At 41.2% G+C, this 24,560-nt stretch carries 25 protein-coding genes and 1 riboswitch; of the genes, 20 read left to right on the forward strand and 5 right to left on the reverse strand.

Translation table 11 applies throughout. The features are described from left to right. Window positions 1-111: 111 nt before the first annotated feature. From I2432_RS04975 to I2432_RS04990, 4 genes are all read left to right on the forward strand, one after another. The gene (locus tag I2432_RS04975; RefSeq protein ID WP_037578426.1) at window positions 112-447 is read left to right on the forward strand and encodes a zinc ribbon domain-containing protein YjdM; all 336 of its coding nucleotides are present in this window, start codon (window positions 112-114) and stop codon (window positions 445-447) included. 106 nt (window positions 448-553) lie between these two features. Then, window positions 554-1,195, forward strand: coding sequence for an amino acid ABC transporter permease (locus I2432_RS04980; RefSeq protein WP_206159054.1), 642 nt, complete (start codon window positions 554-556; stop codon window positions 1,193-1,195). Between the two features lie 9 nt (window positions 1,196-1,204). Next, complete coding sequence (locus I2432_RS04985; RefSeq protein ID WP_043036868.1) at window positions 1,205-1,834, forward strand: amino acid ABC transporter ATP-binding protein; 630 nt, start codon at window positions 1,205-1,207, stop codon at window positions 1,832-1,834. Window positions 1,835-1,850: 16 nt separating this feature from the next. Further along, a complete protein-coding gene (locus tag I2432_RS04990; protein WP_206159055.1) occupies window positions 1,851-2,687 on the forward strand; it encodes an amino acid ABC transporter substrate-binding protein in 837 nt (278 codons plus the stop codon). A gap of 116 nt (window positions 2,688-2,803) precedes the next feature. Here I2432_RS04990 and I2432_RS04995 read toward each other — a convergent pair whose 3' ends face one another. The 3 genes from I2432_RS04995 to I2432_RS05005 all read right to left on the reverse strand — a co-directional run bounded on the left by I2432_RS04995 (window position 2,804) and on the right by I2432_RS05005 (window position 7,337). Beyond that, complete coding sequence (locus I2432_RS04995; protein ID WP_115250889.1) at window positions 2,804-4,042, reverse strand: cation diffusion facilitator family transporter; 1,239 nt, start codon at window positions 4,040-4,042, stop codon at window positions 2,804-2,806. A gap of 102 nt (window positions 4,043-4,144) precedes the next feature. Next, entirely contained in the window at window positions 4,145-5,479 is a 1,335-nt protein-coding gene (locus I2432_RS05000) for an alanine/glycine:cation symporter family protein (protein WP_206159056.1), read from the reverse strand. Between the two features lie 128 nt (window positions 5,480-5,607). Beyond that, window positions 5,608-5,694: riboswitch (glycine riboswitch) on the reverse strand. Window positions 5,695-5,939: 245 nt separating this feature from the next. Beyond that, window positions 5,940-7,337, reverse strand: a complete 1,398-nt coding sequence (locus I2432_RS05005) for an ISNCY-like element ISSeq2 family transposase (RefSeq protein ID WP_206159057.1) — start codon at window positions 7,335-7,337, stop codon at window positions 5,940-5,942. Between the two features lie 193 nt (window positions 7,338-7,530). Here I2432_RS05005 and pcrA point away from each other — a divergent pair, with 193 nt between their 5' ends. From pcrA to I2432_RS05040, 7 genes are all read left to right on the forward strand, one after another. Then, on the forward strand, window positions 7,531-9,822 hold the full coding sequence (gene pcrA, locus I2432_RS05010) for a DNA helicase PcrA (protein WP_206159058.1): 2,292 nt from the start codon (window positions 7,531-7,533) through the stop codon (window positions 9,820-9,822). Window positions 9,823-10,232: 410 nt separating this feature from the next. After that, the gene (locus I2432_RS05015; RefSeq protein WP_021320695.1) at window positions 10,233-10,478 is read left to right on the forward strand and encodes a GlsB/YeaQ/YmgE family stress response membrane protein; all 246 of its coding nucleotides are present in this window, start codon (window positions 10,233-10,235) and stop codon (window positions 10,476-10,478) included. A gap of 47 nt (window positions 10,479-10,525) precedes the next feature. Then, window positions 10,526-11,107 carry an alkaline shock response membrane anchor protein AmaP gene (gene amaP, locus I2432_RS05020; RefSeq protein ID WP_206159059.1) on the forward strand — a complete coding sequence of 194 codons (582 nt, stop codon included), beginning with the start codon at window positions 10,526-10,528 and terminating at the stop codon, window positions 11,105-11,107. Between the two features lie 9 nt (window positions 11,108-11,116). Further along, entirely contained in the window at window positions 11,117-11,305 is a 189-nt protein-coding gene (locus I2432_RS05025; RefSeq protein WP_012515523.1) for a DUF2273 domain-containing protein, read from the forward strand. Window positions 11,306-11,317: 12 nt separating this feature from the next. Next, on the forward strand, window positions 11,318-11,857 hold the full coding sequence (locus I2432_RS05030) for an Asp23/Gls24 family envelope stress response protein (RefSeq protein ID WP_014622796.1): 540 nt from the start codon (window positions 11,318-11,320) through the stop codon (window positions 11,855-11,857). 37 nt (window positions 11,858-11,894) lie between these two features. Continuing rightward, window positions 11,895-12,092 carry a CsbD family protein gene (locus I2432_RS05035; protein WP_012678035.1) on the forward strand — a complete coding sequence of 66 codons (198 nt, stop codon included), beginning with the start codon at window positions 11,895-11,897 and terminating at the stop codon, window positions 12,090-12,092. Window positions 12,093-12,101: 9 nt separating this feature from the next. After that, window positions 12,102-12,590: an Asp23/Gls24 family envelope stress response protein gene (locus I2432_RS05040; RefSeq protein WP_012515526.1), complete on the forward strand. Its 489-nt coding sequence runs from the start codon at window positions 12,102-12,104 to the stop codon at window positions 12,588-12,590. A 146-nt stretch (window positions 12,591-12,736) separates the two neighbouring features. On the opposite strand, the gene I2432_RS05045 is transcribed toward I2432_RS05040, so the two are convergent. Then, window positions 12,737-14,134: an ISNCY-like element ISSeq2 family transposase gene (locus tag I2432_RS05045; protein WP_115250549.1), complete on the reverse strand. Its 1,398-nt coding sequence runs from the start codon at window positions 14,132-14,134 to the stop codon at window positions 12,737-12,739. A gap of 183 nt (window positions 14,135-14,317) precedes the next feature. On the opposite strand from I2432_RS05045, the gene I2432_RS05050 reads away from it, so the two are divergent. Beyond that, window positions 14,318-14,959, forward strand: a complete 642-nt coding sequence (locus tag I2432_RS05050; RefSeq protein ID WP_012515527.1) for a GntR family transcriptional regulator — start codon at window positions 14,318-14,320, stop codon at window positions 14,957-14,959. A gap of 116 nt (window positions 14,960-15,075) precedes the next feature. On the opposite strand, the gene I2432_RS05055 is transcribed toward I2432_RS05050, so the two are convergent. After that, the gene (locus I2432_RS05055) at window positions 15,076-15,624 is read right to left on the reverse strand and encodes a TetR/AcrR family transcriptional regulator (RefSeq protein WP_206159060.1); all 549 of its coding nucleotides are present in this window, start codon (window positions 15,622-15,624) and stop codon (window positions 15,076-15,078) included. A 122-nt stretch (window positions 15,625-15,746) separates the two neighbouring features. Here I2432_RS05055 and I2432_RS05060 point away from each other — a divergent pair, with 122 nt between their 5' ends. The 8 genes from I2432_RS05060 (at window position 15,747) to I2432_RS05095 (ending at window position 24,560) form a co-directional block, all read left to right on the forward strand. Next, entirely contained in the window at window positions 15,747-16,448 is a 702-nt protein-coding gene (locus I2432_RS05060) for an ABC transporter ATP-binding protein (protein ID WP_037578379.1), read from the forward strand. A gap of 11 nt (window positions 16,449-16,459) precedes the next feature. Further along, window positions 16,460-19,099 carry an ABC transporter permease gene (locus I2432_RS05065; RefSeq protein ID WP_206159061.1) on the forward strand — a complete coding sequence of 880 codons (2,640 nt, stop codon included), beginning with the start codon at window positions 16,460-16,462 and terminating at the stop codon, window positions 19,097-19,099. Window positions 19,100-19,174: 75 nt separating this feature from the next. After that, window positions 19,175-19,771: a restriction endonuclease subunit S domain-containing protein gene (locus I2432_RS05070; RefSeq protein ID WP_111678049.1), complete on the forward strand. Its 597-nt coding sequence runs from the start codon at window positions 19,175-19,177 to the stop codon at window positions 19,769-19,771. A gap of 9 nt (window positions 19,772-19,780) precedes the next feature. After that, window positions 19,781-20,743 (forward strand): aromatic acid exporter family protein, encoded by a 963-nt coding sequence (locus tag I2432_RS05075; protein WP_206159062.1) that lies wholly within the window; start codon window positions 19,781-19,783, stop codon window positions 20,741-20,743. Window positions 20,744-20,839: 96 nt separating this feature from the next. Next, window positions 20,840-22,177, forward strand: coding sequence for a DUF2130 domain-containing protein (locus tag I2432_RS05080; RefSeq protein ID WP_206159063.1), 1,338 nt, complete (start codon window positions 20,840-20,842; stop codon window positions 22,175-22,177). Between the two features lie 108 nt (window positions 22,178-22,285). Next, entirely contained in the window at window positions 22,286-23,167 is an 882-nt protein-coding gene (gene truB, locus I2432_RS05085; RefSeq protein ID WP_206159064.1) for a tRNA pseudouridine(55) synthase TruB, read from the forward strand. 13 nt (window positions 23,168-23,180) lie between these two features. Continuing rightward, window positions 23,181-24,113, forward strand: coding sequence for a bifunctional riboflavin kinase/FAD synthetase (locus tag I2432_RS05090; RefSeq protein ID WP_206159065.1), 933 nt, complete (start codon window positions 23,181-23,183; stop codon window positions 24,111-24,113). A 42-nt stretch (window positions 24,114-24,155) separates the two neighbouring features. Further along, complete coding sequence (locus tag I2432_RS05095; protein WP_012678026.1) at window positions 24,156-24,560, forward strand: Spx/MgsR family RNA polymerase-binding regulatory protein; 405 nt, start codon at window positions 24,156-24,158, stop codon at window positions 24,558-24,560.

Raw genomic sequence — 24,560 nt, forward strand, 5'->3', positions numbered from 1 at the left:
AGACTCGTTTTTAAATACTGGCCTGGTGTCATGGTAACGTATTCATCTTGTCAAATAAGCATTTCTGAAGTAAAATATTAACGTTAAGACTAAGAAGCTTAGGAGAGTAAGATGACATTACCAAATTGTTTACAATGCGATTCAGAGTATGTTTATGAGGACGGGCATTTGCTAATCTGTCCGATGTGTTCCTTTGAGTGGACACCTGGTGAGGAGGAGCCTGAGGAAGATGGGCTTGTCGTTTTAGATAGTAATGGGACTAGATTAGCTGATGGGGACACTGTTACGATCATTAAGGACCTGAAGGTCAAGGGAGCACCAAAGGATCTTAAGCAGGGAACTCGTGTTAAGCATATTCGTCTTGTTGAGGGTGATCACAATATTGATTGTAAGATTGATGGCTTTGGTGCAATGAAGCTAAAATCAGAATTCGTCAAGAAGGTTTAATAACAATAAGCAACCAGATGACTGGTTGTATTTTTATAGAAAAGTACTTTTCAATCCATCAGAAAATTTGGTATAATGGATAAACTATTTATATCTAGGAGACAACATGACGTATATTATGCAGGTTTTACCCAGCTTGCTGGACGGTGCCTTAATCACTTTACAGGTTTTCTTTATTGTAATTGTATTATCCATTCCCTTAGGGGCTCTTTTAGCTTTTTTGATGAGGGTTGACTTTAAGCCCTTGCAGTGGCTATTGACGCTCTATATTTGGGTCATGAGGGGAACACCCTTATTGTTACAGCTCATCTTTTTTTATTATGTTTTGCCAAGTGTGGGTGTTACCTTTGATCGTATGCCGGCAGCGATTTTGGCTTTTACCTTAAACTATGCTGCTTATTTTGCCGAGATTTTTCGTGGTGGGATAGAGACTATTCCAAGTGGGCAATATGAGGCTGCAAAAGTGCTGAAGCTTAGTCCAGTGCAAACTGTTCGCTATGTTATCTTGCCTCAGGTGTTCAAGATTGTTTTACCAAGTGTTTTCAATGAGGTGATTAATTTAGTTAAGGATTCTTCCCTGGTATATGTGCTAGGGGTAGGGGATTTGCTATTAGCAAGCAAGACTGCGGCAAATAGAGATGCGACCTTAGCTCCAATGTTTATTGCAGGCTTGATTTATTTGCTCTTAATTGGTTTGGTCACCATTTTATCGAAGCAGGTTGAAAAAAGATTTAATTATTATCAGTAAGGGGGTCATATGTTAGAACTGAACAATATTTCAAAGCGATTTGGTCACAAGCAGATCTTTGATGGCTTTCATTTGACCGTTGAAGATGGTGAGGTTTTATCTTTGGTAGGGCCATCTGGTGGTGGCAAGACTACTCTGCTCCGAATGCTGGCTGGCCTAGAGCCTATTGATTCGGGAAATATTAGCTATAATGGCGAGTCTGTTCCTATTGATCATTTAGAAAAAAGAAGCCTGCTTGGTTTTGTTTTTCAGGATTTCCAATTGTTTCCACATTTGACGGTGCTTGATAATCTCATCTTGTCTCCTACCATTACTATGGCTATGCCAAGGCTTGATGCAAAGCAAAAGGCTATGGAGCTGCTGGAGCGTCTAGGTCTTAAAGAGCATGCAGCTGCTTATCCTTATTCGCTATCCGGTGGGCAAAAGCAAAGGGTTGCCTTGGCTAGAGCGATGATGATTGACCCACAGATTGTAGGCTATGATGAGCCGACAAGTGCTCTAGACCCTGAATTACGTCAGGAGGTTGAGAAATTGATTTTGCAAAATCGTGAGATGGGCATTACCCAGATTGTTGTCACCCATGATTTGCAGTTTGCTCAAACCATTTCTGATCGTATCATCAAGATTAACCCTAAATAGAAGAAGAGGTAGTGCTATGACGTTAAAAAAGACCCTTCTAGCAGCCCTATTTGCTGCTGCAGCTGTGCTTTTAGTAGCTTGCGGCGCTAGTAATAAACAGACTAGCTCAGATGGCTGGAAATCCTACAAGGAGAAAAAGACGATTACGCTTGGCTTTGATAACACCTTTGTGCCAATGGGCTATAAGGACGAGTCAGGAAAAAACACCGGCTTTGATATTGAGCTAGCAAAGGCTGTTTTTGACCAATATGGTATCAAGGTTAAGTATCAAGCCATTAATTGGGATCTCAAGGAAACCGAGTTAAACAATGGTAAAATTGATCTGATTTGGAATGGCTATTCTGTTACAAAAGAGCGCCAAGCTAAGGTGGCCTTTACAGAGCCTTATATGAAAAATGAGCAGGTCTTAGTGACTCAAAAATCATCACAGATAAGCTCATTTGCTGATATGAAAAATAAAACCTTGGGTGCTCAGTCAGGCTCATCTGGTTATGATGCCTTTACGAGTCATCCTAAGGTGCTAAAGGACCTTGTCAAGGGAAATGATGCTACCCAATATGAAACCTTTACACAAGCCTTTATCGACTTAAAAAACAAGCGTATTGATGGCCTTTTGATTGATAGGGTTTATGCCAATTATTACCTTCAGCAAGAAGGTGAGCTAGACCGCTATAACATTATCGCGAGTGAGTTTGAAGGTGAGGATTTTGCGGTTGGTGTCCGAAAAGCGGATAAAACCCTACAAAAAAAGATTACACAAGCCTTAAAATCGCTCTATCAGGACGGTACCTTCCAAAAAATCTCTAAAAAATGGTTTGGCGAAGATGTCGCAGCAGATCAGTTGAGGTCATAGTCATGGGACGCAAGCAAGACCTAATGAGCTTAGAGGGCAGAATGGCTAGATAGAAAAAAACTTATCCTATCAGGGTAAGTTTTTTGTGTGCTTGTGACTGATGATATAGTTGCTTGTTAGCTGATACGCTTGATGTGGTAGTGTTTTTGAATTGTTATAGAGTTTGTTATTGGTGTGATTTGATGATATATCAGGTACCAAGCCTCGTGTCGTCTCCAGATACTGGTGTGATGATTGCCCTGTAGCTGATAGGTGACTAGCTTGGTGTTGTGGCTGATGGATTGCACACCAAAGGCTTCAAGCTGATTGGAAGAAGAGCGCTGCTGCTCTAAAAATTGCTTGGCATTGTAAGCTTGTCCATCACGATCAATGAAGGTAAAGGTCTCGGCAATGAGCTCTTGATAATCTGGGATTTGACTTAGCATGATTTTCTCGTTTTTGTAGAGCTTTTTGTAAACATGTTCACAGTTGTCATCTTCAGGAAGTTTTGCAGGCTCAACATGAATATCAATATCATAAACAGCAAATTGCTCACTCAAGAGCTGTTCAACCTGTTCAGTTATGGCGTGACTTTCATAGACAGAAAGATCAGGGTGCATCTCAAGGACAATATCTAAATACACATTGCTTCCGTAAGTGCGGCCACGCTGTGATTTGACAGCAATGATTTTGGGAATTTTCAATATGGCCTTTTCATATGCTTTGAGCTGCTTGCTGTCAAAGCCATCTGATAAGCTAAAGGCGCTTGCCATAAAAATATCAAAGGCTGTTTTTAGAATGAAAAAGGTAATGATAAGAGCAGCCAGCCTGTCAATAATAGGTAGTTTTAAGGAGGCAGCGATAATAGCAATAGAGGTCCCAATAGAGGTCACAGCATCAGAAAGATTATCCTTAGAGGCTGCAACCAAGGCACTGGATTTTACCTTTTTTGATAATGCTTTGTTGAAAGCATATACTCCAAGCATCACAAGGGCTGAAGCAATCCCAACAATGGCTCCTAATGGATCGACAGCAGACTGCTTACCATTAATCATCTGTTGAATAGTTTGCAGGAGAACCTGAAAGCCAACAATGAACATGATAAAGGAGGTTATTAAGCTTGAGAGGTCTTCGATTTTCCAGTGGCCAAAGCGGTGATTGGCGTCTGCTGGCTGGCTGGCCAGATGAAGTCCGATGAGCAGAGCGACATTACCAACGATATCAGATAGATTGTTGAAGCCATCAGCAATCAAGGAGCTGGCATTTAAAAGATAGCCAGCAAGAAGCTTTGTGATGCTGAGGGTCAAATAGGCAACAATGCTAACAATTGGCCCTCTTTTTGCTAACCGAAGGTTTTCTACTGGATTGTTTGGCATAAAAACTCCTTTGTAACTGTTGCTCTCATTATATCATAAAAACTAAGACAAGCTAAAAGCCTAGAGCTATCCTAAATAGGGTATTCTAGGCTTTTCGATCGCTTATTTGGTGTTTTGGCGCTTAAAATATGCCCTCGTTTCAAAAATGACAACAGGAGACAAGGCTAGTAAGGCGATAAGATTTGGCAGAGCCATCAGGCCATTGACAATATCTGCTAGTATCCAAATTAACTCTAGCTTGAGAAAGCCACCAAGCCCTACCATGACAACAAAGATCAGGCGAAAATAGCTGAGGTGTGTCGTGCCAAATAAAAAAGTAAAGCAACGCTCACCGTAATAGCTCCAGCCGAGAATTGTCGTAAAAGCAAAAAGAACAAGAGACAGGGTCAAAGCATAGGTGCCCATATGCCCAAAGATAGAAGCAAAGGCAGACTGTGTTAAGGGGGCTCCTTCTAGTGTGCTAGTCCACTGACCAGTTACCAAAATAGCTAGGCCAGTCAGAGTACAGATGATGATCGTGTCAATAAAGGTTCCAGTCATAGAAATCAAGCCCTGCTCTACTGGCTCATTGGTTTTAGCGGCAGCAGCAGCAATCGGAGCAGAGCCTAGTCCTGATTCGTTAGAAAAGATCCCACGCGCAATGCCCTTTTGAATGGTGTCTTTAACCAAGCTTCCAGCAAAGCCTCCTATAGCTGCTGTAGGGGTAATAGCAGACTTAAAGATAAGCACAAGCATAGGAAAAAGCTTGGTATAGTGAACAGCAATAACCGTTAAGCTTGCTCCGATATAAAAGATTGCCATGAAGGGAACAACTGTTTCGGCTACCTTGGCAATAGCTTGAATGCCTCCAAAAATAATCATGGCCACAACAGCAGCTAGCAAGATACTGATTAATGGCGAAGAGATCCCAAGGCTATGGTGTAGGGATGAGGTAATCGCATTGACCTGAGCAAATGTCCCGATTCCAAACAAAGCCACTAAAATACCAGAGACAGCAAATAAGTTGGCTAGAGGCTTCCATTTTTGCCCCATACCATTTAAAATGTAGTACATGGGTCCACCTGAAATCTGACCATTAGCGTCCTTAGTACGGTATTTAATGGCTAAAACGCCCTCGGAATATTTGGTTGCCATACCAAAGAAGGCAGCAACCCACATCCAAAAAAGTGCTCCAGGTCCACCAGACTTTATAGCTGTTGCGACACCAACGATATTACCAGTACCAACTGTAGCAGCTAGGGCTGTTGCTAGAGCAGCAAATGATGAAATATCTCCTTGCCCCTCATTCTTAGCAAAAATAAGCCTAAAGGCCTTAGGCAGCTTGATGACTTGGAGAAGGCCAAGTCTGCTGGTGAGGTAAACGCCAGTACCAAGCAGCAGTAGCAGCAAGGGTGCTCCCCAAACTAAATCATCAATCCATTTTGCAGCAGCTATCATGTTTAACTCCTCAACTCTCCTAACCAATGCTGCCAAAAGAAAAAGCCACCCCTACGGATAGCCTCTGAAGCATATGACAAAACAGCAAGCACAAAAAATGCTAAGAGAGCATGATCATGCGGCTTGATATTTTATCTTCTGTCCTTTTGCCTGAGAGATTGAGCAGTCTTGCCTTGCCCCTTCGGCGCCTAATAGGTCTCTCCAGAAGCCCGTCCATCAAGCAGTCCCGTCCAACACCTGAACACCTGAGAGTATAACTCCTTCGGCGAAATCCATTCTTCTCCTGCATGACATCATTCGGTTTATTAAATTATGTCTATGATACCTAAAAAGCCCAGTGATGTCAACAAGCACTTTAACTGATGGCTAATTCCTTGTTTTTATGGTAACATCATTGTCCTCTTTGTCAATCGAAAATGACAATGTCTTGAAAAAATCGGTTAGATAAGAGAAAAATCTGTTATAATTGTTGTTGAGAGGTATTCCTCTCACGCTTGAATTCTTCATAAGATTTTCCGATTTTATGAAGGTATTGTTTGAAAGATGCAAGTTTCCACGGATGGGATTGTGGTGGAATATACTTGCGTCTTTCTTTTTTAGTTTTAAGCACCATTTCAAATTCTTTGGAGTGCTTCTCGTGTTTTGGTAACTTTCTAGTGGCATAAATATTGTCTGCGATATTAAGGTAGATGTCTCCATCGAATGCCTCAATCACAAGTGCCTTTGTCTTACGCGTAAAATAGATTTCTTTATCCCCTTCGACGGGCAAGTAGAAGTTGTTTTGATATCGAATATGATGCCCACTATCAATTACTCTTTCAGAGATTCTCGCTAACAGTAGGTTTCGCTGGGCTGGTTTAGGTGCTTTCTCAAAAACAGACTCACTAGCCAGTCCACCAAACTGCTTGTTAAATCGTTTAATCCATCTCTTAAGATAACGATTCGCTTGAGAGATGCTGGTAATTTGATTCCTCTGTAAATCAATTGGTAGACGCGATTGAAGGGTCTGATTAAGACGTTCTACACGCCCTTTAGCTTGAGGGATAGAAGACGTTTCAATGGCAATACCAAGCTGATGGCAAGCATATCCAAACTGTGTAAAGGTATCTTCCTCGATCTTTTTAGACTGACTGGAAGCATAAGTGAATACAGTCCTTTTATCAGTAAGGAATTGGAAAGGGATACCATGTACCTCTAGAATCTGTTCTAAGACATGATAATACCCGTTTAGCGTCTCCTGAGTATCAAAGTAAGCCCCGACAATATCACCGGAGGCATCGTCAATAGCGACATGAAGGTGTGTTTCCTGTTGTCCAAACCAAGGGAATTGACTGGCATCCATTTGAATGAGTTCCCCTTTGAATTTCTTTCTTGCTCGGCTGGGATGAGCTTTGTCAGGTTCTTCAAAGAAGTTGGAAGCAGTTGGGAGTTTGGATCCTCTTTTTTCTGCCTCCCTTTTCTTTTGTTTGGCTTCTTGTTTCAATCGTCTTTTCGTTGCTCGTTGAGTCTTTGGAGATAGAAACCCTGCTTGGTAGAGTAGTTTTCTAACAGTTGTATCTGAATAGGCGATGTTTTCTTCTTCCGCTAGTAGTTCGCAGAAATGAACAACATTTGGTCTTAAATCACCGTAACTTTGATATTTCTCGATAATCCTTCTCTTTGTTTCTAAAGACATGGCATGAGTTGGTCTTTTTGATCTATTACCATGAACGAAAGCTGACTTTCCTTTCTCTTGATAGGCTAGTATCAATCGGTTCACCTGCCTCTTGCTTAACCCTAATTCTACACAAGCCCTGTTTTTCTGTTTTTTACCCTCACAAACAGCTTTGATGACTAGGTATTTCTTTGACTCTATCATAGTTAGTTCTATTTTCCTCATCTTTCTAGTTTAACAGACGGGACATTTTCACATTCGACCTAGCTAAGACATTATCACTTTCGAATGATAGTTTTTATGGTAACATCATTGTCCTCTTTTTTCTTTTTGACTGAAACATGATATAATCTTAAGGTTAATAAAAGTCACTTATTGGACGATATGAGGAGAAAGCATGAATCCTTTATTAGATGGAATGAATGATAAACAGGCAGAGGCAGTTCAAACGACTGAGGGCCCCTTGTTAATTATGGCTGGTGCCGGCTCTGGGAAAACGAGGGTATTAACCCATCGCATTGCCTACTTGATTGATGAAAAATTTGTTAATCCCTGGAATATTTTGGCGATTACCTTTACCAACAAGGCTGCGCGTGAGATGCGAGAAAGGGCCTTGGCCTTAAGCCCAGCTACCAAGGATACCTTGATTGCGACCTTTCACTCAATGTGTGTCCGTATTTTACGTCGTGAGGCAGATCATATTGGCTACAATCGGAATTTCACGATTGTTGATCCAGGAGAACAGCGGACCTTAATGAAGAGAATAGTAAAGGCTCTAAATTTGGATCCTAAGAAATGGAGCGAGCGTTCGATTTTAGCCACCATTTCAAATGCTAAAAATGATCTCTTAGATGAAAGAGCCTATGAGCTAGGGGCCTCTGATTTGTATAGCCAGACAGTTGCCCGCTGCTACAAGGCCTATCAGGAGGAGCTCAGACGAAGTGAGGCTATGGATTTTGATGATTTGATTATGATGACCCTGCGCTTGTTTGATCAAAATCCTGACGTTCTAGCCTATTATCAGCAGCGTTATCAATATATTCATGTTGATGAATACCAAGACACTAACCACGCTCAATATCAGCTAGTGACTCTTTTAGCCTCACGTTTTAAAAATATTTGTGTTGTCGGTGATGCAGACCAGTCCATTTATGGCTGGCGTGGTGCTGATATGCAAAATATTTTAGATTTTGAAAAGGATTACCCTGATGCAAGGGTGGTTTTGCTGGAAGAAAATTATCGCTCCACCAAGAAAATCCTTCAGGCGGCTAACGAAGTGATTCAGCATAATCGTCATCGCCGTCCGAAAAAACTGTGGACTCAAAACGCAGACGGTGAGCAGATTGTTTATTATAGGGCAAATGATGAGCGTGACGAGGCTGTTTTTGTCGCCTCAACCATCAGCAATATGTGTCTAGAGTTAGGAAAGAGCTTTAAAGACTTTGCTGTTTTGTATCGTACCAATGCTCAGTCCCGTACAATTGAAGAAGCCCTGTTAAAATCAAATATCCCTTACACAATGGTCGGAGGAACCAAATTCTACAGCAGAAAGGAAATTCGTGATGTGATTGCCTATTTGACTGTAGTTGCTAATCCGTCAGATAATATCTCCTTTGAACGAATTGTGAATGAGCCTAAACGAGGGGTAGGACCGGGAACCTTGGATAAGCTCCGCCAATTTGCTTATGGGCAAGAGCAGTCATTGTTAGAGGCCGCTTCAAGCCTTGAGCAATCACCGCTAAAAGGAAAGGCTGCCCAAGCCATGCTGGCCTTAGCGAGTCTCTTAAGTGATTTGAGAGCTGATTTGGACCGGCTGAGCATTACAGCCTTAGCCGAGGCCTTACTGGAGAAAAGCGGCTACCTGGATATGCTGCGTGTTCAAAATACCTTAGAAAGTCAAGCTAGGATTGAAAATATTGAAGAATTCCTGTCTGTTACCAAAAGCTTTGATGACGTCTCAGCGCAGCAGCAGGAGCATGAAGCAGGCATTGACCGCTTAGGAAGGTTTCTCAATGATCTTGCTTTGATTGCTGATAGTGATGATGGCAATGCAGAGACTGCTGAGGTAACTCTGATGACCCTGCATGCAGCTAAGGGGCTAGAATTTCCTGTTGTTTTTCTCATAGGTATGGAGGAGGGAGTCTTTCCTTTAGCTCGAGCAGCAGAGGATCAAGATGAGCTAGAAGAAGAAAGGCGACTAGCCTATGTCGGCATTACCAGAGCAGAGGAATGCTTGTTTTTAACGAATGCCAATACACGTACCCTATTTGGTAAGAGCAGCTATAATCGCCCAACAAGGTTTTTAAAAGAGATGTCAGAGAACCTTTTAAGCTTCCAAGGCTTGGCAAGACCTGCTCATGCTTCCTTTGGTGTGACATTTTCGCAGCAGGGTCAGCGACAATTTTGCGCAGGAATGAGCCTATCAGAGGCTATTCAGTCTAGAAAGTCAATGGCACAGCCTGCCAGAGCAGCCTCAAAGCCTACACCGTTGCCATTTGGACCAAATGCAGCTACCTCAAAGCAAGCCATTGATTGGCAGATTGGTGATATTGCTCATCATAAAAAATGGGGTGCTGGAACAGTTTTAGAGGTCAAGGGCTCTGGTAAGACAATGGAATTAACCATTAGCTTTCCTGATGTTGGACTAAAAAAACTCCTCGCCAGCGTTGCTCCTATCGAAAAAAAATAATATAGCTTATGGGCAAGCTTGCATAGTCATCTGGACGAGGGCTTTGCCAGTACTGTTTGATTCTATGATTTAAAAAAAGAAGTGAACAAAGATTTTATCAGTTAACCACATACCAAGCTTTTGATGGCCTTGATGCCGGAGAGAGCTTGGTATTTTTCTTATATTTAAAAAAATCACAAAAAATGATAAAGTATGAGCAAAATCCTTGCAAATTAAAATGATAGGTGTATAATGGCAATATAAATTAAATAACAAGTGGTCACTTTACTTAATAGTTATTTTAAGGTATTTGTAGCGTTTTATTGTTAAACATAAATGTATCAAAAAAATAACTAGCAATTTTATATTTAATTTATGTAGTCACTTTAAAGAGTGATCAAAGTAGTTTTACTGAATTGAGGAGATTTATTATGGGAATTATTTGGACATTAATTGTGGGTGCACTTATCGGTGCTATTGCTGGTGCGCTTACTAAAAAAGGCGGGTCAATGGGCTGGATTGCCAATATCGCTGCAGGGCTTATTGGATCATATGTTGGTCAGGCCTTGTTTGGAAGTTGGGGACTAACATTAGCTGGCATGGCACTTTTCCCATCAATCATTGGTGCTGTTATCGTTGTTATCATTACTTCTTTTGTACTAAATAAATCAAACTAAGGGCATTTCTATCATTATAGAGATGGTTGAGTAGGAAAGAGGTTTTTATGTCGAAATTTTTAAAAATTAGCTATAGTCTCATTGGCTTGGTTCTATTGACGGTCTTTGGTGGGGTGATAGCCATAACTGGAGATTATATTAGGCTACCTATTGGCTATCAATGGCTTCACTGGGATATGAATTGGCTTCCTAAATTCCTAAATCCGGCCTTATATTACTATTACTTTTGGGCAGCTATCGCTTTATTTCTAATAACAGTGCTGGTCCTTCTTGTGATTATCTTTTATCCACGCACCTACACTGAGATTCAGCTGGCTAAGGATAAAGGGACCCTGCTTTTGAAAGGGTCTGCTATTGAAGGCTATGTAGCAGCTGCTATTAAAGCAGCAGGGCTTATGTCAAGCCCAAGGGTTACTGCTAAGCTATATAAGCGTAAATTTAAGGTTAATGTCAGTGGGCAATTAGCCTCTCGCGTAGCTGTCACTGAGCAGCTAAATGGCATTAAAGAAGGAATTGAGACTGGTTTAACAGAATTCTTTGGTATTAATAGACCTGTCCATTTCAAGGTTTATGTCAAGGATATTGCTGAGGCTAAACAAAAGCATAGCTCTAAGAGACGTGTAGAATAGGAGATTATCATGGCATTTTATGAACGGTTTAAATACCCTATTATTGGTGGTCTGATAGGGCTGATAGCTGCTGTATTACTGATGACCTTTGGGTTATTTAAAACACTGCTGGCAATTATTTTCATTATTTTAGGAGTATATGGCGGCCTGTATGCCAAAAAGACAGGTATTATCGATCAATTGATCAAACGTAACTAAAGGAGATTTATCATGACTGAAACTTACATTAAAAACACAACTCATAAAGAATTAACTTCAGCTGTTCGCGGCGAATTGACCTACGATGATAAGGTTATTGAAAAGATTGTCGGCTTGGCTCTTGAAAACGTTGATGGCCTACTAGGTGTTAATGGCGGCTTTTTGGCCAACCTAAAAGACAAGCTTGTTAATAGTGATTCTGTTCGTGATGGGGTTAATGTTGAGGTTGGTAAAAAAGAGGTTGCTGTTGATTTAGACATCGTAGCAGAATACCAAAAGCATGTTCCAACCATTTTTGATGCGATTAAATCTGTCGTAGAAAATGAAGTCAAGAGAATGACAGATTTAGAGGTGATTGAGGTCAATGTTAAGGTTGTTGACATTAAAACCAAGGAGCAATTTGAAGCTGATAAGGTCAGCCTACAGGATAAGGTGACTGAGGTGGCTCGCTCAACCTCTGAATTTACAAGCAAGCAGGTAGACAATGTTAAGGCATCTGTAGGTGCAGGTGTTGAAAAGGTCCAAGAGCAAACTGAGCCACGCGTTAAGTAAGCTAGGCTGTCAAACGATAGAAATAGAGGAAATCATAATGTCAGAAGAAAAGGTAAATGCAAAATTGGAGCAAGCAGGCGGTAAAATCAAAGAAGGCTTTGGAAAGGTGACTGGTGATAAATCCTTAGAAACCGAAGGGAAGGTTGATCAAGCAGCCAGCAAAATCAAAGAGGTAGCTGCTGATGCTAAGGACGCTGTCAAGGGCTTTGTTAAGGGCCTTAAGCAAGATAAATAAGGAGTTGTAATGAAAGCAAAAGACATTAAAAGTACGTTGACCTACGATGATAAGGTCATTGAAAAAATCGTTGGACATGCTTTAGAAAAGGTCAGTGGCTTATTAGCAGTCAATGGTGGCTTTTTCTCAAACATCAAAAATAACCTCGTGAACAGTGACTCTGTTCGCGATGGGGTGTCTGTTGAGGTTGGCAGCAAGGAAGTGGCTGTTGACTTAGATATTGTTGTTGAATATGGTAAGGATATTCCAGCAATTGTTGAGTCTATCAAGGCTATTGTTTTTCAAAATGTCGATAGCATGACACATTTGAGGGTCGTTGAAGTAAATGTGAACGTTGTTGATATTAGAACCAAAGAAGAGCATGAGGCTGCCAGCGTCACTGTTCAAGACAGGCTAACAGACGCAGCCTCAGCAACCTCTCAATTTGTAGCTGAGCAAGCAGACAAGGTAAAAGAAACTGTCTCTAAAACCACAGATAATAACGAGACAGTAGAATAAAACACAACAACTAAAACTCCTGTTAATGACATATTGTGGGCTGGTGTGATGACCAGCTCTTTTTATCAGTACTTGAACAATGTTATGCTATGTCAATCGAAAATGACAATGTCTTGAAAAAATCGGTTAGATAAGTGAAAAATCTGTTATAATTGTGGGTGAGAAGAATTCTTCTCACGCTGGAATTCTTCATAAGATTTTCCGATTTTATGAAGGTATTGTTTGAAAGATGCAAGTTTCCACGGATGGGATTGTGGTGGAATATACTTGCGTCTTTCTTTTTTAGTTTTAGGCACCATTTCGAATTCTTTGGAGTGCTTCTCGTGTTTTGGTAACTTTCTAGTGGCATAAATATTGTCTGCGATATTAAGGTAGATGTCTCCATCGAATGCCTCAATCACAAGTGCTTTTGTCTTACGCGTAAAATAGATTTCTTTATCCCCTTCGACGGGCAAGTAGAAGTTGTTTTGATATCGAATATGATGCCCACTATCAATTACTCTTTCAGAGATTCTCGCTAACAGTAGGTTTCGCTGGGCTGGTTTAGGTGCTTTCTCAAAAACAGACTCACTAGCCAGTCCACCAAACTGCTTGTTAAATCGTTTAATCCATCTCTTAAGATAACGATTCGCTTGAGAGATGCTGGTAATTTGATTCCTCTGTAAATCAATTGGTAGACGCGATTGAAGGGTCTGATTAAGACGTTCTACACGCCCTTTAGCTTGAGGGATAGAAGACGTTTCAATGGCAATACCAAGCTGATGGCAAGCATATCCAAACTGTGTAAAGGTATCTTCCTCGATCTTTTTAGACTGACTGGAAGCATAAGTGAATACAGTCCTTTTATCAGTAAGGAATTGGAAAGGGATACCATGTACCTCTAGAATCTGTTCTAAGACATGATAATACCCGTTTAGCGTCTCCTGAGTATCAAAGTAAGCCCCGACAATATCACCGGAGGCATCGTCAATAGCGACATGAAGGTGTGTTTCCTGTTGTCCAAACCAAGGGAATTGACTGGCATCCATTTGAATGAGTTCCCCTTTGAATTTCTTTCTTGCTCGGCTGGGATGAGCTTTGTCAGGTTCTTCAAAGAAGTTGGAAGCAGTTGGGAGTTTGGATCCTCTTTTTTCTGCCTCCCTTTTCTTTTGTTTGGCTTCTTGTTTCAATCGTCTTTTCGTTGCTCGTTGAGTCTTTGGAGATAGAAACCCTGCTTGGTAGAGTAGTTTTCTAACAGTTGTATCTGAATAGGCGATGTTTTCTTCTTCCGCTAGTAGTTCGCAGAAATGAACAACATTTGGTCTTAAATCACCGTAACTTTGATATTTCTCGATAATCCTTCTCTTTGTTTCTAAAGACATGGCATGAGTTGGTCTTTTTGATCTATTACCATGAACGAAAGCTGACTTTCCTTTCTCTTGATAGGCTAGTATCAATCGGTTCACCTGCCTCTTGCTTAACCCTAATTCTACACAAGCTCTATTTTTCTGCTTTTTACCCTCACAAACAGCTTTGATGACTAGGTATTTCTTTGACTCTATCATAGTTAGTTCTATTTTCCTCATCTTTCTAGTTTAACAGACGGGACATTTTCACATTCGACCTAGCTAAGACATTATCACTTTCGAATGATAATCAGTACTTGAACAATGTTATGCTATTGTATTCTCTGTGAAAATGTGATTTAATGGGAATGGTATCATTTGTTAAAAAGGAGTATAATTATCATGACTAGTAATAAGAGAGAGATTACTAATTCCAAGTATCAAAAGATTGCCATTTCAGTTGCTGAAAGGATTGCCAATGGCGAATATGAGGTGGGAGAAAAGCTAAAGTCTAGGACAACCATTGCTTCAACCTTTAATGTCTCGCCTGAAACTGCTAGAAAGGGTCTGAATATTCTGGCTGATTTAAAGATTTTGACCTTAAAGCATGGGAGTGGCGCCATTGTCTTGTCTAAGGAAAAGGCTATTGATTTTCTGAACCAATACGAATCTACCCATTCTATCGCTGTCATCAAAGAAAACATTCGCCATAATATTCGTGAGCAGGAAAAGGCAATGGAGCATTTAACAGTGCTTGTTAATGAGTTTCTGATGCAAAGCCAATCCATCAGCAAGCAATACCCGCTGGCACCCTATGAAATTATTTGTAGTCAGGATTCAGAGCATTTTGGCCAATCGATTGGTGATTTAAACATTTGGCATCAAACGGGAGCGACGATTGTAGCTATTGAGCATGATGGCCAATTCACTATTTCTCCCGGTCCTTACGCTGTTATCGAAAAAGGTGATCATATTTACTTTGTCGGTAATGAGGACGTGATTTCTAGAATGAAAACCTTTTTTAATGTTAGAAAGGGTCTGTAATCGCAAAAAAACACAGAGCTGCTTTAAGGTGATAGTGATATCACGAGGAAGTGTCTCTGTGTTTTTGTGTCATCAGGCTAAGGCTTTCTAGTGGCTTATAGCTCTGACTGAAGCTCCTAGATTGTTTTTTCAAAGCCAACAGTTTTCAGGATAATAGCTGTCATATCATCAGTTGTTTCTTGGCAGCCATGACTAATCCAGTAGCTGATCAGACTTTCAATACTGGCTAGATAAACCTCAAGCGCGTAGTGATAAGGGATTTGATAGTGATTGGTGATGATTTCTTGGAAGCCATCAATAGTGGTCAAAAATTGATAAATAAAGTCCTTGAGTATCTGTGAAAAATTCAAATAACTGGAGTTAGCCATAGCAGCAATAAAGGGAAGATTATCAATGATATAAGCGAGGGCTTCCTTTAGAACGAGTCTAGTATCTGTAAAAATATGAGGGTCATTTAGAAGCTGGTATAAATCGTCTAAGGTGTCATTTTTGAGATGAGTCATCATGTCATGCTTATCCCTGTAATGCAGGTAAAAGGTTCCTCTATTGACACCAGCTTTTTTGGTTAAGTCAGAAACGGTAATGGCCTCAAAGCTCTTTTCTGTCAAAAGATTGACAAGTGCCTGCTTTAAATAGGCCTTGGTTGATGTGTGTCTTGTTGTCATTGGCTTATCTCCTTAAATCAACAAATGCTGATCATCTGTTCTTGTTAAAGCCTTGAGGACATTATATAATAAGGCTAGTATAAAATCAACAGGGTGTTGATATAAAGGGGGTGACATGATCAGTGTCCTATATTGAAATGAGGTCCTCTTCAAAGACCTACCAGATTGGAGAAACAACGGTTAAGGCTAATGATGAGGTATCCTTTGAGATTGAAAAAGGTGAGCTTGTGATCATTTTAGGGGCCTCTGGTGCAGGCAAATCCACAGTGCTTAATATTCTAGGCGGCATGGATAGCAACGACCAAGGTCAGGTCATAATAGACGGCAAGGACATCTCGACCTATAGCAAAAAGGCATTGACCAGCTACCGTCGTTACGAGGTTGGCTTTGTTTTTCAATTTTATAATCTGGTGCCAAATCTGACAGCAAAAGAAAACGTTGAGCTGGCAGCTGATATTGTGGCAGATGCACTTGATCCGATTACTGTCTTAAATGAGGTTGGGCTAGGAGGGCGTTTAGAGCATTTTCCAGCGCAGCTATCAGGAGGTGAGCAGCAAAGGGTATCTATTGCTCGTGCCTTGGCTAAAAATCCTAAGTTGTTGCTTTGTGATGAGCCGACAGGGGCTTTAGATTATCAAACGGGCAAGCAAATTTTAAGACTGCTTCAGGATATGGCGCATGACAAGGGCAGGACAGTTATCGTGGTGACGCATAATACAGCTCTAGCGCCTATTGCTGATCGGGTCATTTATATGCATGACGGTCGTGTGACTAAGACAGTGCTTAATAAGCAGCCGCTTGATATTGATAGGATAACGTATTGAGAGGTGCCTAGATGAAACAAAAAACCTTATGGAAGGATATTTTTCGGGCGATAAAGGCTAGTAAGGGACGTTTTTTGTCCTTGTTGTTTTTAATGGCTTTAGGCTCCTTTGCCTTGGTTGGTTTAAAGGTGGCTGGTCCCAATATGGAAAAAACTGCTAGCCATTATCTAGAGGAGCATCAGGTTATGGATCTTAGTATCCTAGCCTCGCATGGCTTTTCTGATAGGGATAAGCAAGAATTAGCCTCTCTCAAAAATGCAAGACTAGAGTATGCGAGCTTTGTTGATGGTGCTTTTGATCACCAGAGGAAGGCTATTAGGCTTTATTCTATGCCACAAAGCCTATCTCAGGCCAGCTTGGTCAAGGGAGATTACCCTAGCAAGGCTAGCGACATTTTGCTATCTGAAGCTTTATCAAGCCGCTATCGGCTTGGGCAAACAATCACGATAAGCCTAAAAACAAAGGGATTGCTAAAGCATAGATCCTATCGTGTTGTCGGCTTTGCTCATTCTCCAGAAATATGGTCCAAAACAAACTTAGGTGTTTCCTCAGCAGGGGATGGTAATCTCTATGCCTATGCCTACCTTCACCCTAGTGCCTTTCAGCAAGGGCACAATCTCTTACGCATTCGATACGATGATTTAAGAGGAATGAATGCTTTTTCAAGCCAATACAGTGAAGGATTGCTCCAGCACCAAGCAGAGCTTGATCAGATCTTGCAGGACAATGGTCAAGAGCGTTATGAAGAGATGATCAACGACCTTAATCGTAGCCTGAAAGATAGTAAGACTAAACTCGAAGAGCAAAGAACTGCGCTCAAGGCAAGTGAAGACCAGCTGGCTTTGCTAAGTGGTCATGCCTTAGAGCAAGCGCAGACTCAGCTAAAGCAAGGGCAGGAAGAGTTAGCTAAAAAAGAAGCAAGCTTGCTAGAGTTAGCTGAAAAGCAAAGGGCAGCGATGATCAAGCCAACCTATACTAGCTATAGTCGCTCAACGCTGCCAGGTGGTGAGGGTTATCAAACCTATGCCACCTCAACACAGTCCATATCGCATGTTGGAAATATCTTTCCTGTTGTTTTGTATTTGGTTGCGGCCTTAGTTACTTTTACAACAATGGCTCGCTATGTTGACGAAGAACGAACGAACTCAGGCTTACTAAAGGCAATAGGCTATTCTGATTGGGATATTACCAAAAAATTTCTGCTATATGGTACCTTAGCTGCCTTGTTGGGCACTGGATTAGGAGTTTTAGGAGGGACTTATTTTTTATCTCGGCTCATCTCAGCTATCCTAACAGATGCACTGACTATCGGCTCTACTCAGCTTTATTTTTATTGGAGCTATAGTGTGGTTGCAGTGCTTTTAGCCTTGTTATCTGCTGTTTTGCCAGCTTATATAGTGGTGAGACGTGAGCTTTTTTTCAACCCCTCACAATTGTTGCTGCCTAAGTCTCCTAGTAGTGGGGCAAGGATTTGGCTGGAGCATGTCTCCTTTATCTGGCAGCGTTTATCCTTTACCTATAAGGTTACTTTTAGAAATATCTTTCGATATAAGCAAAGAATGCTGATGACAGTAATTGGAGTAGCAGGTTCTGTTGCGCTCTTATTTTCTGGCTTGGGCATTCAATCTTCACTTGCTAATAGCTTAAGCTATCAATTTGGCAGGCTGACAGCCTATGACATGTTCGTGGTAGAGGCCCCAACAGCAGAAGTCCATGATAGTCAGGAGCTGGCACAGTATTTAAAGACAGATCAGATTGCTAGTAAGAAAGAGATTTATTACACTAGCTTATCGCTAAGGATAAAAGGCTTAGACAACAAGCAAACAGTGTCCTTGATCTCTAGTGATCAAAGCACCCTATCTCCTTATTTTAGCTTGATTGGTGCTGCTGATCACAAAAAGCTAGACCTTCCAAGTGCTGGAGTGCTTATCTCAAAAAAGCTTGCTGACTATTATCAGGCTCATGCAGGAGATCAGCTTGAGCTTGAAGCTAGTAACGGTAAACGCTATCAGTTAAGAGTGAGTCAGGTTATTGACATGACTGTTGGTCATTACTTGTTCATGTCTAAATCTTATTATCAGCAGGTATTTCGGGATATGGAGGCTTCACCAGCCTATTTGGTAACAACAGCAAAGGCTAGTCCATCTGCTGTAAAGGACGTAGCTAGTCAGCTCTTAGCAATGCCTGCGGTTCAGGCTGTGTCACAACACAGTAGTATTGTTGCTACTGTGACAGGGATTGTGGCGTCTTTGGATCAGGTTATGACGCTTTTAGTGCTTCTATCAGTTCTACTAGCCTTGGTCATCTTGTATCATTTGACCAATATCAATATTGCTGAGAGGGTTAGGGAATTATCAACGATAAGAGTCTTGGGCTTTTATGACAAGGAGGTTACCTTATACATTTACCGGGAAACCATGCTTTTGTCTGCTGTTGGTATTTTGATCGGTCTCTGGAGTGGCAGCTATTTGCACGCCTATATCATGAAGGTGATTGCCAATGACTCTATGAGCTTTGGTAGGACAGTTGATGCCTACGTTTATTTAGTGCCTGTTGTGGCTATTGTGCTTTTGTTGATTGTGCTTGGCTATATGGTCAGCTACCGGCTAAGAAAGGTCGATATGTTGGAGGCCCTAAAGTCTGTTGATTAAGCTAAAAATGGCACTTGAAAATCCTTTAACAATATGGTAGTATTAAAATACTATAATTTGATAGAAGGATACTTTATGGAAGCGATGATAGCTGCCTATTTGGCTGATAATAGAGAAAAGATACCACTTGGTCAGGTTGTTGATTGTTTTAAGGGGAAGGCTGTTTCTCGTAAGGCTGAGGCTGGTGAATTTGGTTTGATTAATCTGTCTGATATGGGACAGCTAGGAATTGACTATCATCAGGTTAGAGCCTTTCATATGGATAGACGACAACTATTGCGCTATATCTTAGAGGATGGAGATGTCTTGATTGCCTCAAAGGGGACTGTTCAGAAGGTTTGTGTTTTTCATAAGCAAGAAAGGGAAATGGTAGCCTCCTCTAATATCACAGTGCTGCGTCCTCAGCGGGTTTTGCGAGGCTACTATATCAAGTTCTTTTTGGAGTCTGCTATTGGTCAAGCCCTGTTAGAGGCGGCTGATCATGGAAAGGATGTGATTAACCTATCGACCAAGGCCTTGCTTGATATCCCTGTACCGGTCATTCCCTTGGTTAAGCAGGATTATTTGATTAATCAATATTTGCGAGGCCTGCATGACTATCAACGAAAAGTAAGCAGAGCTGAGCAGGAGTGGCAGTTTATTCAAAATGAAATTCAAAAAGGTCTGGGCTAGGGGTAGAGTGTGAGCTTAATTGAACGAACAATAAAAATGCTATTAGCAACAATGGCTGCAATCTTTCTTGCCTCTCAGCTACAGCTGTCCTATGCGGTGTCGGCGGGAATTATTGCCCTGTTAGGTGTGTTAGACACTAGAAAATCTAGCTTAATTGTTGCTAGAAATCGTCTGCTGTCTTTTTTCTTAGCCTTTGCTGTGGCGGTTAGTCTATTTGCCTTATTTGGCTTTGGTCTGCTTTCCCTTAGCTTGTATTTAGCGCTGACCATTCCTTTGCTTTATCAGCTGAAAATAGAGGCGGGGCTTGTTCCTATCACTGTCTTGGTGACTCACCTAATGTCTGAGCAGCGTATTGACCTATCGATTCTTTTAAATGAGTTGTTGCTGTTTTTGATTGGGACTGGTCTTGCCCTTCTTGTTAACGGGTATATGGGATCTCAGGAGCATCGTCTACGTCTGTACCACCAAAGGATAGAAGATGGCTTAAAGGCTATCTTGTACCGTTTTGAATCCTTTTTGTTAGAAGGTCAGGGACAAAACGAGGGACAGATGATTAAGGAATTAGAGCTTAGCTTAGATGAGGCGCTAAAGCTGGTTTATCGCGAAAGGCACAATACCCTCTTTTATCATACCAATTATCAGGTGCATTATTTTGAGATGAGACGTCATCAAAATAGATTGTTGGCGCAAATGGCCTTAAATGTCAATCAGCTAACTTCTCAAAGCAGAGAAAGTATCCTACTCTCCCATCTTTTTCATGAGACAGCCCATCAGCTGAGTGAGAAGAATTCTGCTTTGACCTTGATTGACGATATTGAGCAATTACTTGAGGTCTTTAGGCAAAGAGAGCTGCCTCAGACCAGAGAGGAATTTGAAAGACGGGCGATTTTGTTTCAGCTATTGCAGGATTTGGAGCGCTTTATTCTACTGAAAGTAGAATTTTATCGTGATTATAAGGAAGAGCAGGTATAATAGCTGCTTGCTGCTATGATTAAGAGTCTGGAAAAAATCATTTTTCAGGCTTTTTTGCTATAATGGCAGTGAGATAATTGCAAGAATGGAGAAATCATGAAAGAACTAAAATGTCCTCATTGCCATACCTTATTTACGGTCAATGAGTCTGATTATAGTCAGCTCTTAGCACAGGTGCGGGGTCAAGAGTTTGAAAAGGAGCTGGCACAGCATCTAGAAAGTGAGATGAAACTGCAAGAAGCAAGGGCCAATAGCCGCTTCCAAGAGGTGCTTACTCAAAAGGAGCAGGCTATCCAAAGTCTGACCAGTCATTTGGAACATATTGAGCAAGAACAGGCCTATCTGAGGCAACAGGAGCTAGCTCAAAAGGATCATGACATACTTGAGCTAAAGGCACAGCTAGAAAAGCTGTCTTCTAGTAATGCCTTAGAATTGGCTCAAAGACTAGCCCAAAAGGATAAGGAGCTCCTAGAGCTCCACAATCAGCTAGATAAGCTAGCGCTTGAGCATCAATCAAAGCTCCAGTCTGCCCTTACAGCTGTTGAAAAGGAACGTGATCACCTAAAAAATCAGCTCGTGCTGCAGGAAAAAGAAAGTGAGCTCTCTTTGGCTTCTGTGCGCAGTGATTATGAGGTGCAATTAAAGGCTGTCAATGAGCAGGTTGAGTTTTACAAGAATTTTAAAGCGCAGCAGTCAACCAAGGCTATTGGAGAGAGCTTAGAACTGTATGCCGAAACTGAGTTTAACAAGGTTCGCAGCTACGCCTTTCCAAATGCCAGTTTTACCAAGGACAATCAAGTGTCTCATCGAGGCTCAAAGGGTGATTATATTTACCGAGAGCTAGACAGTAATGGTGTTGAAATTCTCTCAATCATGTTTGAAATGAAAAATGAGGCTGACACGACCAAGACCAAGCATAAAAATAGTGATTTTTTTAAGGAATTAGATAAGGATCGCCGGGAAAAGAATTGTGAATATGCTGTTCTTGTTACCATGCTTGAAGCAGACAATGATTATTACAATGCAGGAATTGTTGATGTCAGTCATGACTATGACAAAATGTATGTGGTTCGGCCTCAGCTTTTTATTCATCTCATCGGATTGCTGCGTAACGCTGCTCTTAATAGCTTAAAATATAAGCAAGAATTGGCGCTTGTCAGGGAGCAGCACATTGATATTACACATTTTGAGGAGGACCTAGAGCAGTTTAAGCATGCTTTTGCTAAAAACTACCAGTCTGCAAGCAATAACTTTAAAAAAGCCATTGATGAAATTGACAAGTCCATCAAGCGTATGGAGGAGGTCAAGCGCTTCCTAACAACTAGTGAAAATCAGCTGCGTTTAGCCAATAACAAGCTAGATGATGTCTCTGTCAAAAAACTAACCAGAAATAATCCAACCATGCGTGACAAGTTTCAAGCAATCAAGCCTTAGGGCTATTTCAGTTAGGCTTATTGATAGAGGCTTTGTTGCTTGTCAAAAGCCTTATGAAATGGTTATAATAAGTAAGCTAATGATCAAAACAATAAACGAAAGTAACACATGATAAACGGAATAATCAATTTAAAAAAAGAAGCAGGCATGACATCACATGACGCTGTTTTTAAGCTTAGAAGGCTATTACAAGAAAAAAAGATTGGACATGGAGGGACGCTTGATCCTGACGTGGTTGGTGTTTTGCCTATAGCAGTTGGAAAGGCAACGCGAGTCATTGAATACATGACAGAAGCAGGTAAAATCTACGAGGGAGAGGTTACTCTTGGCTATTCGACAACAACAGAGGACACAAGCGGTGAAATTGTTGACCAAACAGCAGTATCCTCAAGCCTGACTGAAGCGATGGTTGATGAGGCAATGACACAATTTGTTGGTCAAATCACTCAGATCCCACCGATGTATTCTGCAGTTAAGGTCAATGGGCGCAAGCTTTATGATTATGCACGAGCTGGTGAAGCAGTCGAGCGCCCTAAAAGACAGGTAACGATTGACCAGTTTGAGCGGACAAGTCCCTTGACCTTTGTAGGTGGTCTTTGCCGATTTAGCTTCAGGGTGAGCTGTAGTAAGGGGACCTATGTTCGGACCTTGGCGGTTGATCTAGGAAGAGCGCTTGGCTATGCAAGCCATATGTCTTGGCTGGTTCGGACAGCTTCTTCGGGGTTAACTTTAGATCAGTCCTATACCTTGTCAGAGATTGCTGAGCTGCTGGATAAAAAGGACATGAGCTTTTTATTGCCTATTGAATATGGTGTTAGTGATTTAGCCAGAGTAGTCGTTAATGATTGGGAGCTGAGAGAGCTTTCCTTTGGTAGAAAAATCGCTCTATCATGTGAGGAAAATCTGTTAGCGGCTTTTTATCAGGACAGCTTAATCGCTATTTTAGAAAAGCAAGAAGGGCTTTACAAGCCAAGAAAGGTTTTTATTTAGAAAAGATTGATATATGGATATACAACACATTAAAGGCTATCAGGAGATTGATGAATCAGCTGATACCGTTTTAGTCTTAGGCTACTTTGATGGCCTGCACCGAGGTCACAAGGCTTTATTTGATAAGGCAAAGGAGATATCACGTCAGGAAAGTCTAAAAATAGTCACCTTGACCTTCCATGAGTCTCCTCAGCTGGCCTTTACACGCTTTTCTCCTGATTTTTTACAGCACATTACTTATCCGGAAAAGCGGTATGAAAAATTTGCTGAGTATGGTGTTGATAAGCTTTATTTGCTTGATTTTACCACGTCATTTTCAAAACTATCCTCTGATGATTTCATTGACCACTATATTGGGCGCTTAAGGGCAAGGCATATTGTTGTAGGCTTTGATTATCAATTTGGGTGTGATCACGCAGATAGTCATTACTTAGCGAAACGAATAAAGGGAACCGTTTATAGCATTTCAGAGGTTAAAGAGGGCCAGATCAAAATCTCATCAACACGTATCAGAAGCCTGATTAAAGCAGGAGATGTCGCTAAGGCTAATCAGCTGCTTGGCTACGAGCTTTCAACAAGAGGAATGGTTGTGCATGGTGATGCGCGTGGGCGAACCATTGGGTTTCCAACTGCCAATCTTGCACCTATTGATAGGACCTATCTGCCAGCTGATGGTGTTTACGTGACAGATGTGCTGATTAGAGGAGAGCGCTATCGGTCTATGACGAGTATCGGCAAGAACATTACCTTTGGTGGCAAAGAGCTACGACTAGAGGCAAATATTTTTGGCTTTAATGAAGACATTTATGGAGAAACTCTTGAAATTATTTGGCTAGATAGGATTCGTGAGATGACTAAATTTAGTGATGTTAGCGCCTTTATCAGCCAACTAAAGCAGGATAAAGAAGCTGCCATAAATTGGAAAAAAGATAGCCAAGGCTATTAAATTTTTGTATAATAAGGTAAGCACAATTAACAGAGGAAAAGTATGATTACCTTATTTCTATCACCAAGCTGTACTAGCTGCCGTAAGGCCAGAGCCTGGCTCACCAAGCATGACGTTGATTTTCAAGAGCATAATATTATTACCAGCCCACTTAGTCGTGAGGAGCTGTTAGCGATCCTATCCTTTACTGAAAATGGAACAGAGGATATTATTTCAACACGATCAAAGGTTTTTCAAAAATTGGATATTGACATTGATGAGCTGTCTATCATGGATTTGATTGATTTGATCGCAAAGAACCCTAGCCTTCTTCGTAGGCCAATCATTATGGATAGTAAGCGAATGCAAATTGGCTTTAATGAAGATGAGATTAGGGCCTTTTTGCCAAGGGATTATCGTAAGCAAGAACTGCGTCAAGCAACCATAAAGGCAGAAATCGAGGGATAA

The sequence above is a fragment of the Streptococcus equi subsp. zooepidemicus genome (assembly GCF_015689395.1).
In the GTDB taxonomy this organism is placed as follows: domain Bacteria; phylum Bacillota; class Bacilli; order Lactobacillales; family Streptococcaceae; genus Streptococcus; species Streptococcus equi.